This window comes from Phocaeicola paurosaccharolyticus JCM 15092 (genome assembly GCF_000613805.1).
Taxonomy (GTDB): domain Bacteria; phylum Bacteroidota; class Bacteroidia; order Bacteroidales; family Bacteroidaceae; genus Phocaeicola; species Phocaeicola paurosaccharolyticus.
Genome location: NZ_BAJR01000001.1, coordinates 312588 through 329990 on the forward strand (window position 1 = coordinate 312588; position 17403 = coordinate 329990).

Consider the following 17403-nt stretch of genomic DNA (forward strand, 5'->3'; position numbering starts at 1 on the left):
AGATTACATTACATTCAATACTTGTTCCTTAATCTGTTCCAGCTCGTCTTTCATCTGTACAACTATATTCTGCATCTGAGCATGGTTTGATTTACTGCCAGTAGTATTTATCTCGCGTCCCATTTCTTGAGCTATGAAACCAAGTTTCTTACCCTGCCCATGTCCTCCTGCCATAGTCTCACGGAAATAATTAAGATGGTTGGCAAGTCGTTGTTTCTCCTCATTTATATCAAGTTTCTCAATATAGTATATGAGTTCCTGCTCAAGACGGTTTTTGTCATAGTCAACATTTATTGTCTTTTCTAAAGCTTCAGTAATACGCTCGCGTATCTTGGCAACCCTCTCGGCCTCATAAGGTTCAATAGATTTCAGAAGGTTTTCTATATTGTCAATCTTTTCGTTGAATTTCTTCTCAAGTGCAGCACCCTCCTGCTTGCGGAAGTCTACAAGATGCTCAACAGCATCATTAACTGCAGCTTTAACTACATTCCATTCCTCTTCTTCCAACTCTTGCGCATCTACTTTTGTCAATACGTCTGGCATTCTTAGAAGCATAGAAAAACAATCTTCGGGAAGAGGTATATTCTTTGATTCAGATATGCTTTTTATCTGGTTATAATAGTTTTCAACCAATGCAGAATTAATGGGAGTGGCTGTACTATCAGTATCTTTCTCAATCCATAAACTAAAATCAACCTTTCCACGTTCTACAACTTTAGATATCATATTGCGGATTTCCATCTCCTTCTCTCTGTAGAGTGGAGCGATTCGTGTGGATAAGTCTAACGCTTTACTATTGAGTGATTTAATCTCAATGTTGATTTTTTTATCTCCGAATTTTATGGTCGCTTTACCATATCCGGTCATTGATTGTATCATAACTTATATGTTTTTTTGCAAAAGTACAATTTTTATGGAAATTGAGAATGAATAAAAGTGTATATTTGCAAATTATATAAAGAGGTAATATACTATGTCGTGTATTCTACATATTGAAACTTCAACAGAAGCTTGTTCTGTTGCAATAAGCCAGGATGGAATGGCTATTTTTACTAAAGAAGATTTGAAAGGACCTTCACATGCAGTTCAGCTGGGGGTGTTTGTTGATGAGGCTCTCTCGTTTGTTGATAGCCGTGGCATACCTTTAGATGCTGTCTCTGTAAGTTGTGGCCCTGGATCATATACGGGTCTTAGGATAGGGGTATCTATGGCAAAAGGTGTTTGCTATGGACGTAATCTTCCTCTTATTGGATTGTCTACCCTTGAGTTATTATCGGTTCCCATCTTGCTTAACTCAGACTTGCCGGAAGATGCACTGCTTTGTCCAATGATTGATGCAAGAAGAATGGAGGTTTATTCTGCTATATACGATAGAGCATTGAAATTGAAAAAAGCTATCTCTGCTGATGTCATCACTGAAGAATCGTATAAAGAATATCTCGATAAACAACCTGTCTATTTCTTTGGCAATGGCGCAAAGAAGTGCAAGGAGGTTATCAATCATAAGAATGCTATATTTATTGATGATATCATACCTCTTGCAAAGTGGATGTTCCCTCTTGCAGAAAAAGCTTTTGTCAATAACAATTTTAAGGATGTTGCTTATTTTGAGCCATTCTATCTGAAGGACTTTGTCGCTTCAAAACCTAAAAAACTATTATAATAAGATATTATATGGAGTATAATACTCAGCAAAGAAAGTTGCCGCTTCCAGAATATGGTAGAAGCGTTCAGAATATGGTAGATCATGCTTTGACTATAGAAGATAGAGCTGAACGCCAACGTTGTGCCAATGCTATTATAAATATAATGGGCGGAATGTTCCCTCATTTACGTGATGTTCCTGATTTTAAGCATAAACTATGGGATCATTTGGCTATAATGTCTGATTTCAAACTAGACATTGATTACCCATATGAGGTCGTAAACAAGGAAAATCTTGAGGTTAAACCCGATAGAATACCTTACTCTGAAGGTAAGATAAAATTAAGGCATTATGGCATGCTTCTTCCATCAATGATAAAGAAAGCTGCAGAATATCCTGAAGTCCCTGAAAAGAAACAGCTAATTTCTCTGCTGGCAAATCAGATGAAAAAATCTTTTACTAATTGGAACAAAGATGGTATTGATGATGCCAAGTTGCTTGCTGATTTGAGAGAGTTTTCTAATGGAGTGATAAATATATCTCCTGAGGATTTGCATATATCAGAACAACGTGTTCAATTTAACCAACGTAAGCCTAGAGCTAATTATAATCAGAGAAGAAAATATTAACTTTATCCCTTTATTGTATGGCATCATTTGTAATAGAAGGTGGACACAAACTTCATGGCGAAATCAAGCCTCAAGGAGCAAAGAATGAGGTATTACAGATATTATGTGCTACATTGCTTTCATCTCATGAGATAACTGTACACAATATACCTGACATATTAGATGTGAATAACCTTATTCAACTTCTGATTAATATGGGAGTAAAAGTCTCAAAGCAAGGTCGTGGAACCTATGTTTTTAAGGCAGATAATATTGACCTAGATTATTTGGAAAGTGATGGATTTCTGAAGAAATGTTCAAGTCTGAGAGGTTCTGTGATGCTTATTGGTCCGCTTCTTACTCGTTTTGGAAGAGCTCTTATATCAAAACCAGGTGGTGATAAGATCGGCCGTCGTCGTCTTGATACTCACTTCATTGGTATTCAGAAACTCGGAGCATCATTTATTTATGATGAGAAGAGAAGTATATATAGAATAGAGGCAGAAAAGTTAAAAGGTACTTATATGCTTCTTGATGAGGCCTCTGTTACCGGTACAGCAAATATTATAATGGCTACTGTCTTAGCAAAAGGAACTACAACAATATACAATGCTGCTTGTGAACCATATGTGCAGCAGTTATGCAAGATGCTTAATAAAATGGGAGCAAAGATCTCTGGAATAGCTTCAAATCGTCTAATAATAGATGGGGTTGAAGAACTTAAGGGATGTACACATACTGTTTTGCCTGATATGATTGAGGTAGGCTCATTCATCGGTATGGCTGCAATGACAGGCAGTGAGATAACCATAAAAGATGTAGCATTTGATGAACTAGGCATTATACCCGACAGCTTCCGCCGTTTAGGTATTACTATAGAACAAAGAGGTGATGATCTATATATTCCAGAACAAGATCATTATGAAATAGAGTCTTTCATTGATGGGTCAATAATGACCATAGCAGATGCTCCATGGCCAGGACTTACTCCTGATCTTTTGAGTGTTATGCTTGTTGTCGCTACTCAAGCTAAAGGAAGTGTCCTTATACATCAGAAAATGTTTGAGAGCCGCCTTTTCTTCGTTGATAAACTTATTGATATGGGAGCACAGATAATCCTTTGTGATCCACATAGGGCTGTAGTAATAGGTCATGACCGTAATCTACAGTTGCGTGGAGGTACAATGACTTCACCTGACATCCGTGCTGGAATCGCTTTGCTCATTGCCGCATTAAGTGCTGATGGGGTGAGTACGATTCATAATATTGAACAGATTGATAGAGGATATCAAAATATAGAGCAGCGTTTGAATAATATTGGAGCTCATATAACAAGAATTTAGTGGCATGATAAAAGAAGATGAGGTATTCAAGATTGGTATTTTTAATAAACCGCACGGAATAAAAGGGGAAATATCCTTTACTTTTACAGATGATGTTTTTGATAGAAGCGATTGTGATTATCTAGTCTGTCTTCTTGATGGTATCTTTGTGCCATTTTTTATTGAGGAGTACAGATTTAAGTCTGACTCAACAGCTTTGATAAAGTTTGAGGGAATAGATTCAGCGGAGAAGGCACGTATGTTTACAAATATACCAGTTTATTTCCCTAAGAAATATGTTGATGATGATGAGGATGATGATACGATTTCTTCTTGGAACTTCTTTGTCGGTTTCAAGGTTTTTGATAAGGAGCTTGGTTCCCTTGGAGAGATTGAGGCAGTAGATGAAAGTACTATGAATGTACTATTTTTTATTAATAAGGATGGAAAGGAGATTATTCTTCCAGCCCATGAAGAATTTATTGTAGATTTGAATAAGAAAGATAGAATCATAACCGTTGAACTGCCTGACGGATTGATAGATTTGTAAGTTATGAAGAAAAAGATAGTTATACTAGGTTCTACAGGTTCTATAGGGACTCAAGCTCTTGATGTTATTGAGGAACATTCCGATCTGTACGAGGCCTATGCACTTACTGCAAATAATAGCGTAGATCTGCTTATTAAACAAGCCAGGAAGTTCTTGCCCGAGGTTGTTGTTATCGCTAATGAAGAAAAATATCCTCTTCTGAAAGATGCTCTTTCTGATTTACCAATAAAAGCTTATGCAGGAGCTGATGCTATTTGTCAGATTGTACAGGAAAAACCTGTAGACATTGTACTAGCCTCAATGGTCGGCTATGCTGGATTGCGTCCTACAATAGAGGCTATAAAAGCCGGTAAGGTTATAGCACTTGCAAATAAGGAGACATTGGTGGTGGCTGGTGAACTGATAAATTCACTGGTTAACAAATATAATGTTCCTCTGCTTCCTGTAGACTCTGAACACTCTGCTATATTCCAGTGCCTGGAGATGAACAATAAGATAGAGAAAATTATTCTTACTGCATCAGGTGGACCATTCCGTAAATTCTCTAAAGAGGAGTTACTGCATGTCACAAAAGAACAGGCTCTAAAACATCCTAATTGGGATATGGGTGCAAAGATAACAATTGACTCTGCATCAATGATGAACAAAGGATTTGAGGTTATGGAGGCAAAATGGCTTTTCGGAGTTTCTCCTGAACAGATTGAGGTGGTTGTACATCCGCAATCTGTTATACACTCGATGGTTCAGTTTGAGGATGGAGCTGTGAAAGCACAACTTGGTGTACCTGATATGCGTCTGCCTATACAGTATGCCTTCTCATACCCAAATAGATTAAAATCGTCTTTCGATAGACTTGATTTTACAACTATGGGAAATCTAACTTTCGAAAAACCAGATTTGACAAGATTCCGTAATCTTGATTTGGCTTATAAAGCATTAAACCAGGGAGGTAATATGCCTTGTATTATTAATGCAGCTAATGAAGTGGTAGTAGATGCATTTCTACACGACAAAATATCATTCCTTGCTATGAGCGATGTTATTGAGAATACAATGTCAAAGGTTGCATTTATTAGTAAGCCTACATACGAGGATTATGTTAATACAGATGATGAAGCTCGTAAATTGGCGGCCTCTCTCATAAAATAAGTAAAAGAATTAATTAGAAAAACAATAAGATTATACTGATGGAAACATTCTTTATTCGTGCCTTTCAGCTGATAATGAGTCTCTCTTTATTAGTTATTATTCATGAAGGCGGTCATTTCCTCTTTTCACGCATATTTAAGGTGAGAGTAGAGAAATTTTATATATTCTTCAATCCATGGTTCTCACTATTTAAGTTTAAACCAAAGAACAGTGATACTGAATATGGAATAGGTTGGGTGCCATTAGGCGGCTATGTTAAAATTGCAGGTATGATAGACGAGTCTATGGATACCGATCAGATGAACCAGCCGGTACAGCCATGGGAGTTCCGTGCTAAACCGGCATGGCAGCGATTGCTGATCATGGTTGGTGGTGTATTGATGAACTTCCTTCTTGCTTTGTTCATTTACTCTATGATTCTCTTTACTTGGGGTGACTCGTATATTCCACTTCAGAACATGACTCATGGTATGAAGTTTAATGAGCAAGCTCATCAGATAGGTTTCCGTGATGGTGATATTCTTCTTCGTGCTGATGAAATCAAGCTAGATAGATTCGGCGTAGATATGTTACGAAATATCGCAGATGCACGAACAGTTACTGTATTGCGTAATAACCAGGAGAAAGAGGTTTATATGCCAGAGATAAGCCTTCTTGATATAGCTAAAGGAGACCCGATTTTCGTTTCACAGCTTATACCAAATGTGGTAGATTCTGTTATACCTAATGGGGCATTTGCGAAGTTGGGAATACAGAAAGGTGACTCTTTGATAGCAATTAATGGTAAGGAGATAAACTCATGGAACAGCTTTGTAGAGAACCTTGCAGACTTTAAGACTGAAGGAGAGCTCAAAAAAAGTAATGGAGCAAAGTTTGATATGATTTATTCTCGTGCTGGTCAGCGTGATACAATATCTGTGATGACAGATTCTAATTTCAAGGTTGGTGCTTCACCATTGATACCAGACTATAAGGCGTTTACTCGCACATTCAACTTCTTTGAATCATTCCCTGCTGGTGCTGAGCTTGGAGTGAACACATTGAAAGGTTATGTCAACGACATGAAATATGTGTTCTCAAAAGAGGGAGCTAAGAGTGTCGGAGGTTTCGGTACTATAGGCAGCATCTTCCCTGCTGAGTGGGATTGGTACAGATTCTGGAATATGACAGCATTCCTATCTATAATATTGGCCTTTATGAATATATTGCCTATACCGGCTCTTGATGGAGGCCATGTACTGTTCCTGTTATATGAGATTGTTGCAAGGCGTAAACCAAGTGATAAGTTCATGGAAAGAGCTCAGGTTGTTGGTATGTTCCTTCTTTTTGCACTACTTATTTGGGCGAATATAAATGACGTAATACGATTCCTGTTTTAATATAGGATTTATATAACAAATGAGCCTTCTTACAACTGTAATGTAAGAAGGCTCATTTTATTTTATAAGAATCTTTTATTTATATTATTCTAACATGCTTTATAATCAGTAATAGTATGGCAAAAAAAAGAGCTGAAATTCATATTGAATCCGCTCACTTCTAAAGAACCCCCCATCTTTGGGTTCTTACTTCTTCTAATTTAATGTTACCCTTAAAGAAAAAAACTTTTTACTACTTAAAAATCTAATAATACCTATAAAACAAATTCCTGAAAACTACTAATTTTTACCTAAAATCTAAAAACCTATTTGTTACCTTATTACTTAATACCTAATACTTTTAATATTATTTTTTCTTTAACAAAATAAGTGGTTTCACAATCACAATACAAAGATATGGTTTATTTTTTAATTGCAAGCTATTTTATGTTTGAAAACATAAAATATCTCTTTTTATGATGTATATCAAGAAAACGAATATATAATGTATTCTTGTATTATGCTATCTATGATAGTGCATAAACAATGTATGGCACTTTTTTCAAAAAATCTTGTTTTTAACCCTCTATCAGCAATAATATATATTGAGAATAATACCAGTCTTATCTTTTTAACACTTTCTTCTCTTTTATGTATTATAACAGTCATTTAAGCCTATTTTTGTTTTTAGTTAGGATCAATATAGGTTCATATTCACAGAAGTGACAATGAAAAATATCTGATATGTTATTTTTTTATTTAATTTCACATGCAATTTATAATTAACTATAAGAGTTTTTATTGTTACTTGCATTTACTATTCTGTATAAGATGCTTACTTATATATTGTTAGTTTACTTTTTTTTATAATTTTGTGTAATAAGAAAACAGACTAAATATGAAGAAACCTGTTCGCATTAAATTCGAGGAAATGAGTAAGTGGATATATTGTTCCATCTTATTTTGTTCATTATTCTTGCTAAACTCGTGTGCTGACAAGAATGATTATAAGTTCAATGCTGATTATGTAAAAGAATTATATGATAAAACTTTTCCAGTTAAGAATATTGATCCTGAACAAAATTGGAAAACCACTTCAGTTGTTAAGATGAATGTTACAGTATATGAAGATGAACTGGAGACCTATAAAATAAAGGTCTATGATAATTTCCCTTACAATGAAGAAGAACCTGCTAATCGACTTGCAATGGGAACAATTGAGAATGGAAAGACTTTAGAACTCTCTTTTGATGCTCCTTTGGTAAAAGATACACTATATGTAAGTAGGTAGATAGGTCGAATAGACGATTGGTACAAATGGTAGTTGTAAAAGATAGGAATAGTATATCAAATGTTGTGTTTGGTACTGCTCCATCGAGAGCTTACTCATATAATATGGGAACAGGTGTTGTTATAACTAGCCGAAGTGAACCATATAATGAAGCCCAAATTTCAAGTATGCTTTCTACTGCTTTAGAAGTTGAATCATGGAAGGTTATTGGTGTTGATTACGGAATAATAAGTAAAACGGGTGTCTATAAGCTTACTAAGGATGGAGCTTCTTATAAGTTTTCATTTAATGGAAGTGATAGAAAGTGTGTATTGATCGTTACAACAAACTGGACTCCATCTGAACCGGTAAATGTTGGAGGAAATAATCTTACAATAGTTGTTGCCAATGGAGGCTCTTTTTCTGGTACAATGAACATATCAAATAGCTCTAACCTGATTGTACTAAAAGGTGGACGCATTGAGGGAGCAAATACTAAAATTTATATCTCAAATGCTTCTAATGGTATGATTAACTATAACGGAGGAGATATTGATATAACTCAATAGTTATAAATGGTGGAAACGGAGAATTCTACAATGCATCAAACCTGATTTTAGATTTATATAACGCAACTGACGCTGGAACAGTGCTTGTAAATAAAGGCTATTGTTCAATTGGAAGAATTGATGCTCTAAATGGCAATATTGAAAATGGATGCTATATGGAGACTCCTGGAGATTTTTCCGTTACAAAGTTGACAATGGGTAATCAGACCATGCTTAAATGCAATAGCCTTAATATGAATCAATGGGGAAATATGTCTGCTATTATAGGACAAAATTCTATGATTGATTGTGCAACTAAGATGAAGACTCATCTAGCTATCCAAGGAAGTGGTTTCAATAACAGCCTTGTAAGGATAAGAGGCATTCAGACTGACTATCTTGATTCAAGGCACTATTATAACGATGTGACTATAGAGTGTGGTGATGCAACTACTGAAATTGATGCTCGTAAGCAACTTACACAACTTTGTAAGTCTGTAGCCATTATAGGTGAATCTAGTGTGATTGTTCCAGCAGGTAACTGTACAGGCAATGGAAATAGTCCTGGGACTGGAGGAGATACTGATGTAGAAAGTAGTGCTACCTACACCTATTGCTATGAAGATTATTATCCTATACCAGGGGATTATGATTTTAATGATATTGTAATGGATGTTTCTTATAATCTCTTCAAACAAAATAATAAGATTATTAAGGTAGAGGTACCTGTAAAACTTGTAGCTGTAGGAGCTACATATTCTATTGGAGCTGCTCTTCAACTTATTAATATTCTAAAGAGTAATATTAAATCAATTACAGTTACAAATGGTGATTTGAACTTTGGCAATATATTTGCTACTCAGGTTACAGAGAGTGATAAGAACAGCTTTGCTGTAATACCTTTATATAATGATGCTCATCATGCCATATCAGGACAGGCTGCAAACAGATATATGTATAATACGGTGAAAGGGCATGAGAACTATACAGATGCTAGTCCAAGGGATATGACTGTTACTATAGAATTTGTTACTCCAATCGATTACTTCGGTCTGGATAATATGGACCTATTTATAGCTCGTCCTATTATTAATGGATATTATGAAGGGCAGCAAGACAAGACACGCGTTGAAGTTCATCTTCGTGAGTTTTGGGGATATAGAACTGCTAATGGTGCAAACTTTGAGAATAATGAGGCTATAGCAGGAAATAGAACTTGGGCAATAGCTGTGCCAAACTTCAAGTATCCTTACGAACGGGTGCCGATTTTTAAAATCGCAGGAACAGATACAAATGCAAATAGTGGTTATCCCTATTTCCAGCAATGGGCATCGGACCGTAATCAGGCAAAAGATTGGTATCTTAGACCTAATCCAGGAAGTACATATAGATAAAATAAAAATCCGTTTCATAGGAAACGGATTTTTATTTTTGTACAGGCACAAGACCAATCTCTTTTGCTTTCTTTAGCATGTATTCGTATGCAGCGTCATGTTCATTAGGAATAATTCCGTCAAGAATTGCATCTTTGATTGAACTTTTTAATCTTCCTATTTCGCTACAAGGTTTAAGATTGAATACTTGCATAATCTCGTCGCCATCAACAGGTGGTTGGAAATTGCGAATTCTATCCTTTTCTTCAATATCTTTAAGTTTCTGACGCACAAGCTTGAAGTTCTCAAGGAATTTCTTCTTTCTTACCTCATTCTTTGAAGTTATGTCTGCCTCACATAAAACCATCAAGTCATCTATATCATCTCCAGCCTCGAATAGCATCCTTCTTACCGCTGAGTCAGTTACAATATCATCTGACATTACTATCGGTCGCATATGTAGTCCTACAAGTTTCTGCACATATTTCATCTTCTCATTCATTGGAAGTTTCATATTGCGGAAAATATTTGGAATCATCTTCTCACCAATGTAATTGTGGTTATGGAATGTCCATCCTATCTTTGGTTCCCATCTTTTGGTACGTGGTTTCCCAATGTCATGAAGTAAAGCGCTCCATCTTAGCCATAGATTGTCGGTTTGCTTGGCTATATTATCCAAAACCTCAAGGGTATGATAGAAATTATCTTTATGTGCTTTTCCTGTCCTTGTCTCTACTCCCTGAAGTTCTATCAATTCTGGGAAAACAAGAGGTAAAAGGCCTGACCTGTCGAGATCAATGAATCCTTTAGAAGGAATAGGTGAAAGTATTATCTTGTTGAGCTCGTCTGCAATTCTTTCTTTAGATATTATGTTTATTCTCTCTTTGTTTCTCTCTAAAGCTTGGAATGTTTCGTCATCAATATAAAAGTTCAGCTGTGTAGCAAATCTGATGCAACGCATCATTCTTAATGGGTCATCACTAAAAGTTATATCAGGATCAAGTGGTGTCTTTATGGTACGTTCCTTTAAATCATCCATGCCATTGAAAGGATCAATCAGTTCTCCAAATCTATCCTCATTCATGCACACCGCCATTGCATTTATAGTGAAATCTCTTCTGTTTTGGTCATCTTCAAGAGTCCCGTTTTCTACAATTGGATTTCTGCTGTCGTGGCTATATGATTCTTTTCTTGCACCAACAAATTCAACCTCTATTTCATGATACTTAACCTGTGCAGTACCGAAATTCTTGAAAACAGATAGATATGCTCCTTTGCCCAATTTTTTGGAAAAAACTTCAGCCATTCTTATGCCACTACCTACTACTACGATATCTATATCCTTAGAAGGTCTTGATAGGAAGATATCTCTTACATATCCACCTACTACATAGCATTCCAGACCTAACTCATCGGCCGCATTTGAAATCTGCTTAAATATCTTATTACTAAAATGTTCTTTTATATTCATAAATTGCTATAAAGGAGTGCAAAATTACTAATTTTTGTCTAGCATATGAGTATCTATTTTAAATTATTGTATTTTTGCTATGTAAAAAAGTTTAGCATTATGAAAAGATATTATTACATATATGCTCTGTTGTTATCACTCCTTTCTGCATGTACCAATAATGGAGAGAAAGAGGCTGAAATGCATCTACAGAGAGCTGAGAGTGCTTTTAATAGTAGAAATTATAATGAAGCAAAGCTTCAGATAGATACAATACGTACACTATATCCTAAGGCTTTCGATGCAAGAAAAGCTGCTATTAAACTTATGCAGCAAGTTGATTTGAAGGAGCAGGAGAGAAGCATTGTATATCTAGATAGCATGATGCTTATTAAACAGGCTCAATTTGATTCTATCAAAGGGAGCTTTATTCTAGAGAAAGATAAGGAGTACCAAGAAGTTGGAAATTATCTTTATCCTACTCAGACTATAGAGAAGAATGGTGGGCGATCATTTCTGAGAGGACAGGTGAGTGAACTGGGTGAGATGTCAATCACGTCTATATATTGTGCCGGAGGTGCTATTCACCATTCTTCGGTGAAGGTAATTAATGGTGACTTGTATGCTCAGACTCCAAATACAAAAGATAGCTATGAAACAACTATTGGGGGACGTCATATTGAGAAAGCTGATTATAAGTTGGGAGATGATGGAGGTGTTATTGCATTTATAGTAACAAATAAGGCTAATAATTTGAAGTTACAATTTATCGGTGATAAGACTTACACTACTTCAATGACAAATTCCGATAGAGAGGCTATATATAAATTAAGTGAATTGGCTAAAACATTATCTTCTATAGAGCAAATAAAGAAAGATAAAGATGAGGCTAACTTAAAAATAAGGTTTGTCAAGAGAAAAATGGAAGAACAATCTTCACAAAAATAGAGAGGTTACATAATTATAACCTCTTTAATGCCAATTTTATAACTCTCTCAACAGGAATGTTTGGTTCTTCTTTCAAAATTGCAGTAACAACTTTCTGAGATTGTGACGGAATAAAACCGAGCATCGTGAGTGCTGATACAGCTTCCTCATTAACTTGTGAATTGGCGGTTGAGAAACTTTGCATATCTACATTCTCAATGCCAGTAGTAACAATTTTATCCTTTAAGTCTACAATTATTCTCTGAGCGGTTTTTAATCCGATACCTTTTACTGATTTCAATACCTTTTCATTGCCATTGCTTATTACTGAGCATAGTTCTGAAGGAGAGAGAGTTGACAGAATCATTCTTGCAGTGTTACCACCAATTCCAGGTACTGTAATCAACATAAGGAATAGTTCTCGCTCCCTCTTGGTAGAAAAGCCATAAAGTACATAAGCATCTTCTCGTATACTTTCATAGATATAGAGCTTTGTACTACTTAAATTTTGAATGTCTGAATAGCTATTTAGTGAAATGTTTATTCCATATCCCACTCCGTTACAATCTATAACTGCCATAGTGGGAGATAGGTCTGTTATGTCGCCTTTTATATACTCAATCATGGTTTTTTATTAAAATAAATACAAATTTATACGTTCTAACTTATAAATTGATAGTTTGTGATAATAATTTTAAAATATTAGCTTTCTATTTGTATTATGGGAATACGTTTTTCTTAAATTTGTCACCAAACAAAAACTTAAAACAAAAGAGTTATGAAAAAGATTAGAGCAGCCGTAGTTGGTTATGGCAATATTGGAAAGTATGTATTAGAAGCTCTTGAGACAGCTCCAGATTTTGAAGTTGCCGGAGTGGTTCGCCGTAATGGATCAGATAACAAACCTGCAGAACTTGATAAATATGATGTGGTTAAAAATATCACTGAACTTAAAGATGTTGACGTAGCGATTTTGGCAACTCCAACACGCAGTGTAGAAAAATATGCTAAGGAGATTCTTGCTTTAGGAATTAATACTGTTGATAGTTTTGATATTCATACTCAAATAGCATCATTGCGTAAGAGTCTGAATGCTGCTGCCGTATCTGGTAATGCTGTATCAATAATTTCTGCAGGATGGGATCCGGGAAGTGACTCAATTGTAAGAACACTTCTTCAAGCTATTGCACCAAAGGGCGTAAGCTATACTAACTTTGGACCTGGTATGAGTATGGGACATACTGTTGCTGTAAAAGCTATTGAAGGTGTAAAAGCAGCTCTTTCTATGACTATACCTTTAGGTACAGGTATACACCGTCGTATGGTATATATTGAAGTTGAAGATGGTTACAAGTTCGAAGATGTTGCTAAAGCAATAAAGAGCGATGCATATTTCGTTAATGATGAGACTCACATAACCCAGGTCCCTTGTGTTGATGATCTTTTGGATATGGGACATGGTGTTAACCTAGTTCGTAAAGGTGTTTCAGGTAAGACACAGAACCAACTGTTTGAATTCAATATGAAGATTAATAACCCTGCACTTACCGGCCAAGTACTTGTATGCGTTGCTCGTGCATCAATGAAACAAAAGCCAGGTTGCTATACAATGATTGAGGTTCCAGTAATAGACCTTCTACACGGTGACAGAGAGGAATTAATCTCTCATCTTGTATAATTGAAAATAATAGATGAAGCTTTTGCTATCTAAGCATAAATGACCAAAAAGCTGTACAAAATAAATTGTACAGTTTTTTTATTCTTTATGAGACATAAAGTTTAGGCGAAGTAGCCTTTTTGTCATTGTAAAAGTATGCAATATAAAATAAAGCTAAGTACAAAATAAAAAGACATATAGTTGTGCTATAATTATAGCTTGAGTATATTTGCAGCAATAAAATAGATTAAAAATATGGTTTCAAGTATTGTATGGGATGTAGATCCGATAATTTTGCATATTGGTAGCATTGAACTTAGATGGTATGGACTAATGTGGGGACTTGGATTCCTGCTTGCATACGATATGGTTAGCCGTCTTTTCAAGAAAGAGCATTATCCTGATACGTGGGCGGATACACTATTTATGTATTGCCTTATAAGTACAGTTATTGGTGCTCGTCTTGGTCATTGTCTCTTTTATGAATGGGATTATTATAGTGCACATCCTATTGAGATCCTAAAAATATGGAACGGAGGCCTTGCAAGTCACGGAGGTGTCTTCGCAATAATCCTTGCATTGATAATGTACTCTAAAAGAGTTACCCATAAAAGTGTATGGTGGCTTTTTGACAGAATGATACCAGCTGTTGCCACAGTATGTTTCTGCATACGTTTTGGCAACCTTATGAACTCTGAAATATTTGGTTACCCAACATCTATGCCATGGGGATTTGAGTTTGTCCGTTCGCGTGAATGGCAACAGCTCTATGCTGGACAGGGATGTCATCCTACGCAGATTTATGAGATGATATATTGTGCTGCTGCGTTTATTGTTTCATGGGTTATGTATCATAAATATCATTTAGAAAAACATGTCGGACTAATCACAGGCGTGAGCCTTTTAATCTTCTTTGGCTCTAGATTTGGACTTGAATTCCTGAAGAATCCTCAGGTAGCTTCAGAGAGTGGAATGTTGCTTAATATTGGCCAGCTATTAAGCATTCCACTAATTTTGTTAGGTATATATTTGATATACAGAAGTAAAAAGGTGCAAGAATAATTTCTTTAAATTTTTGTTCTCAGTAAAAAACGTTTATATTTGCATGCTAAATAAACTCTTATTAGTGTGTAACTACCAGCTATTTATATAAATGTCTTACTATTTATGAAAAAATTATTATTATTTTACTTTTCTTTGATGTCATTACTAATTGTTTCTTGTTCTAAGCAAGACTCAATCTATGACCCTTCTATTATTAAGAAGCAAGCAAAAGAGGTTTTTCTTGTTAATGACATTGATCCTAATCAGGATTGGAATCTATTATCTAAGTACTCAGTTTCTGTTTCAATTAATCAGAAATCAAATGAGAATTATAATCTGAAGATTTATACATCAAATCCATTTAATACAAGTTCAGAAGCTAAACTTATTGCTTTAAAGGAAAATGTAAAAGATGGTTCTTCTACAGTATTGAATTTTGTAGGAGCTAAGGCTCTTAAAGCGGTATATGTAGTTGTTGAAGATAGCAAGTACAATCGATCAATGAAAAGTGTAGAACTTGTTAATTCCTCAGCCTCATTATCCTGGGGAGGAAATGTAACAAAGTCTAGTACTGTATCAAGAGCTGTAATGAGTAGCGGTAGCAGGGCTATTCCATCTGCTGGTGTTAATTATCCTACAGAGATTCCTCCAGGAGCATTAAACTTCCTTACTACTGATTACAATCAGTTGAAATCAAATAGCTATACTACTCCTTATTATATTGATGGGACTAGTGCTACAGTATCAGTAAATAACTTTTGGTGGAATGATACAGGTGGTGTTATATCATTATATATTAAAGGAAATGTAAGGTTCCCGGGTTCTGTAAATGCTAATTATAATCTTTATTTGCTTCCTGGAGCAAATGTTACATTTGAGACAGCTGATAATCTTGCACCTACTACAACTGTATATATTTGTCAGAACTCAACACTTACTGCGAATGCAAATCTAGTTATAGGATCTAAAATATACAATAATGGAACTTTTAATGCTAAGGATCTTACTTTTCAAAATACAGTACTCAACAGTGGAAATGTAAATTGTGGAAATGTAAGTTTGACTAATAGTGGAGCATATAGTGGAGCATTAAGTAATGAAGGAAGTTTCTCTGCTCAAAGTATTGTATTAAGTAGTAATGCTACTATTGAGAACTTCTCTGGTGCTACTATGAACGTGTCAGGACTGACTAATATAACAAATCCTAATCCTTTAGTAAATAGCGGAACTTTCATTACAGGTTCTCTTAAAGCTGTTGATAATGGTAGCATAGTCAACCATTGTATCCTAAAAGTTATTGATCAACCCATCTCTCTAGATGGAGTTAGTGTAACTATTGATGGTGCAAGCTACATGTACCTTAAGGGTATATCAAGTATTAATAATACTGCAATAAACATGGGGGCTAAATCTCTTTTGGTTGTTGACTCTGACTTCAACTTCGGAGGTGGTGGAAGTAACACTATAACCGGGCCAACTACTGATGAAAGAGCTTTGGTGTATATAAATGGAAACTTTACTACAACTGGTAATATTGGTTGGAAACTTCTTACTCTATCAGGAAATGTAGACAGAGCTTATAAGTCTGGAATGTCTCTTACAGAGATTAGTGAAGAAAATGGTGCTGCCAGTGTTGATTTCTCAAATGTGGTATTGGGTACTGAATCAGGATGTTCAAGATCATTTAGCACTAGTGGAGGCGGACCAGTTGTTCCTCCTGTTATTGAAAACTACACTTTTGCATTTGAAGATATGTTTAAAGAGGTAGGCGACTATGACTTTAATGATGTTGTGGTTAAAGTAGCTGCTGTTCCTACTGATGGAAAAATAAAGGTAAAACTTACAGCTGCAGGAGCTGCAAAGAACTTATATGTTTACTATAAGCTCAATGGAGGCTCTGAAAAAACGCTTTTCGGTGGACAAGAAGTTCATAAGGCATTTGGAGCTGCGGCTGGTACAATGGTTAATACCGTTTCTGTTACTTATGCTGCGGTTGAAGATGAAATTGCAGTACCGGCTGATTATTCTATATCAAATCTTGATATCTATATTAAAGAGGCAAATTCAACAGCCGAAGTTCACATACCTGCTTTCACCTCTACTTTTGTGAAAGGAGACGCACCTTATGCTATTCTAGTTCCAACTGATTGGAGTTATCCAGCAGAAAGGGAATTGATATCTCATAAATATCCTAGGTTTGTAGACTGGGCAAAAGATGCTAAAGTCTCATTGGATTGGTATACAAATTAAAATCAATTTTGTGTTTATATTTCAAAGGGATTACTCTAAAGTAAGAGTAATCCCTTTTTATATGTTCAAACTTACTAATACATCAGTTAGTGTAATAAAACCTGTCGTGATTGGATAATGAACCAATCATGATCGATTCATCAATGAATCATGATCGGTTGAGCAACGAATCATGATCTATATTTCTGAAGGAAAAAAACTTTTCTAAGAAAACCAAGAAGGGATAAAATATGTATATTTGAAGACAAATAA

General features: G+C 35.4%; 16 protein-coding genes. 13 read left to right on the plus strand and 3 right to left on the minus strand.

The window, feature by feature from the left end:
• Positions 1-3 precede the first annotated feature (3 nt).
• Positions 4-879, minus strand: coding sequence for a YicC/YloC family endoribonuclease (locus JCM15092_RS01295; protein WP_024993074.1), 876 nt, complete (start codon positions 877-879; stop codon positions 4-6).
• A gap of 94 nt (positions 880-973) precedes the next feature.
• Between JCM15092_RS01295 and tsaB the strand changes: the two genes are divergently transcribed.
• The 9 genes from tsaB (at position 974) to JCM15092_RS01340 (ending at position 9844) form a co-directional block, all read left to right on the plus strand.
• Complete coding sequence (tsaB, locus tag JCM15092_RS01300) at positions 974-1663, plus strand: tRNA (adenosine(37)-N6)-threonylcarbamoyltransferase complex dimerization subunit type 1 TsaB (protein ID WP_024993075.1); 690 nt, start codon at positions 974-976, stop codon at positions 1661-1663.
• Between the two features lie 11 nt (positions 1664-1674).
• Positions 1675-2274 (plus strand): DUF4290 domain-containing protein, encoded by a 600-nt coding sequence (locus JCM15092_RS01305; RefSeq protein ID WP_024993076.1) that lies wholly within the window; start codon positions 1675-1677, stop codon positions 2272-2274.
• Between the two features lie 17 nt (positions 2275-2291).
• Positions 2292-3596: a UDP-N-acetylglucosamine 1-carboxyvinyltransferase gene (gene murA / locus JCM15092_RS01310; RefSeq protein WP_024993077.1), complete on the plus strand. Its 1305-nt coding sequence runs from the start codon at positions 2292-2294 to the stop codon at positions 3594-3596.
• 4 nt (positions 3597-3600) lie between these two features.
• Entirely contained in the window at positions 3601-4125 is a 525-nt protein-coding gene (rimM, locus tag JCM15092_RS01315) for a ribosome maturation factor RimM (protein ID WP_024993078.1), read from the plus strand.
• A gap of 3 nt (positions 4126-4128) precedes the next feature.
• Entirely contained in the window at positions 4129-5274 is a 1146-nt protein-coding gene (locus JCM15092_RS01320) for a 1-deoxy-D-xylulose-5-phosphate reductoisomerase (protein WP_024993079.1), read from the plus strand.
• A gap of 38 nt (positions 5275-5312) precedes the next feature.
• Entirely contained in the window at positions 5313-6653 is a 1341-nt protein-coding gene (gene rseP, locus JCM15092_RS01325; RefSeq protein ID WP_024993080.1) for an RIP metalloprotease RseP, read from the plus strand.
• A gap of 877 nt (positions 6654-7530) precedes the next feature.
• Positions 7531-7923: a hypothetical protein gene (locus JCM15092_RS01330; RefSeq protein WP_024993081.1), complete on the plus strand. Its 393-nt coding sequence runs from the start codon at positions 7531-7533 to the stop codon at positions 7921-7923.
• 26 nt (positions 7924-7949) lie between these two features.
• Entirely contained in the window at positions 7950-8471 is a 522-nt protein-coding gene (locus tag JCM15092_RS01335; RefSeq protein WP_024993082.1) for a hypothetical protein, read from the plus strand.
• Between the two features lie 80 nt (positions 8472-8551).
• Positions 8552-9844: an LruC domain-containing protein gene (locus JCM15092_RS01340; protein ID WP_024993083.1), complete on the plus strand. Its 1293-nt coding sequence runs from the start codon at positions 8552-8554 to the stop codon at positions 9842-9844.
• A gap of 31 nt (positions 9845-9875) precedes the next feature.
• Here JCM15092_RS01340 and JCM15092_RS01345 read toward each other — a convergent pair whose 3' ends face one another.
• On the minus strand, positions 9876-11294 hold the full coding sequence (locus JCM15092_RS01345) for a CCA tRNA nucleotidyltransferase (RefSeq protein WP_024993084.1): 1419 nt from the start codon (positions 11292-11294) through the stop codon (positions 9876-9878).
• A gap of 99 nt (positions 11295-11393) precedes the next feature.
• Here JCM15092_RS01345 and JCM15092_RS01350 point away from each other — a divergent pair, with 99 nt between their 5' ends.
• Complete coding sequence (locus tag JCM15092_RS01350; protein WP_024993085.1) at positions 11394-12221, plus strand: hypothetical protein; 828 nt, start codon at positions 11394-11396, stop codon at positions 12219-12221.
• Positions 12222-12234: 13 nt separating this feature from the next.
• On the opposite strand, the gene ruvA is transcribed toward JCM15092_RS01350, so the two are convergent.
• A complete protein-coding gene (ruvA, locus tag JCM15092_RS01355; protein ID WP_024993086.1) occupies positions 12235-12825 on the minus strand; it encodes a Holliday junction branch migration protein RuvA in 591 nt (196 codons plus the stop codon).
• 153 nt (positions 12826-12978) lie between these two features.
• Between ruvA and JCM15092_RS01360 the strand changes: the two genes are divergently transcribed.
• From JCM15092_RS01360 to JCM15092_RS01370, 3 genes are all read left to right on the plus strand, one after another.
• Positions 12979-13878, plus strand: a complete 900-nt coding sequence (locus JCM15092_RS01360) for a diaminopimelate dehydrogenase (protein WP_024993087.1) — start codon at positions 12979-12981, stop codon at positions 13876-13878.
• Positions 13879-14112: 234 nt separating this feature from the next.
• Positions 14113-14919, plus strand: coding sequence for a prolipoprotein diacylglyceryl transferase (gene lgt, locus JCM15092_RS01365; RefSeq protein WP_024993088.1), 807 nt, complete (start codon positions 14113-14115; stop codon positions 14917-14919).
• A 138-nt stretch (positions 14920-15057) separates the two neighbouring features.
• Positions 15058-17151, plus strand: coding sequence for a DUF4842 domain-containing protein (locus JCM15092_RS01370; RefSeq protein WP_024993089.1), 2094 nt, complete (start codon positions 15058-15060; stop codon positions 17149-17151).
• Positions 17152-17403: the final 252 nt, after the last annotated feature.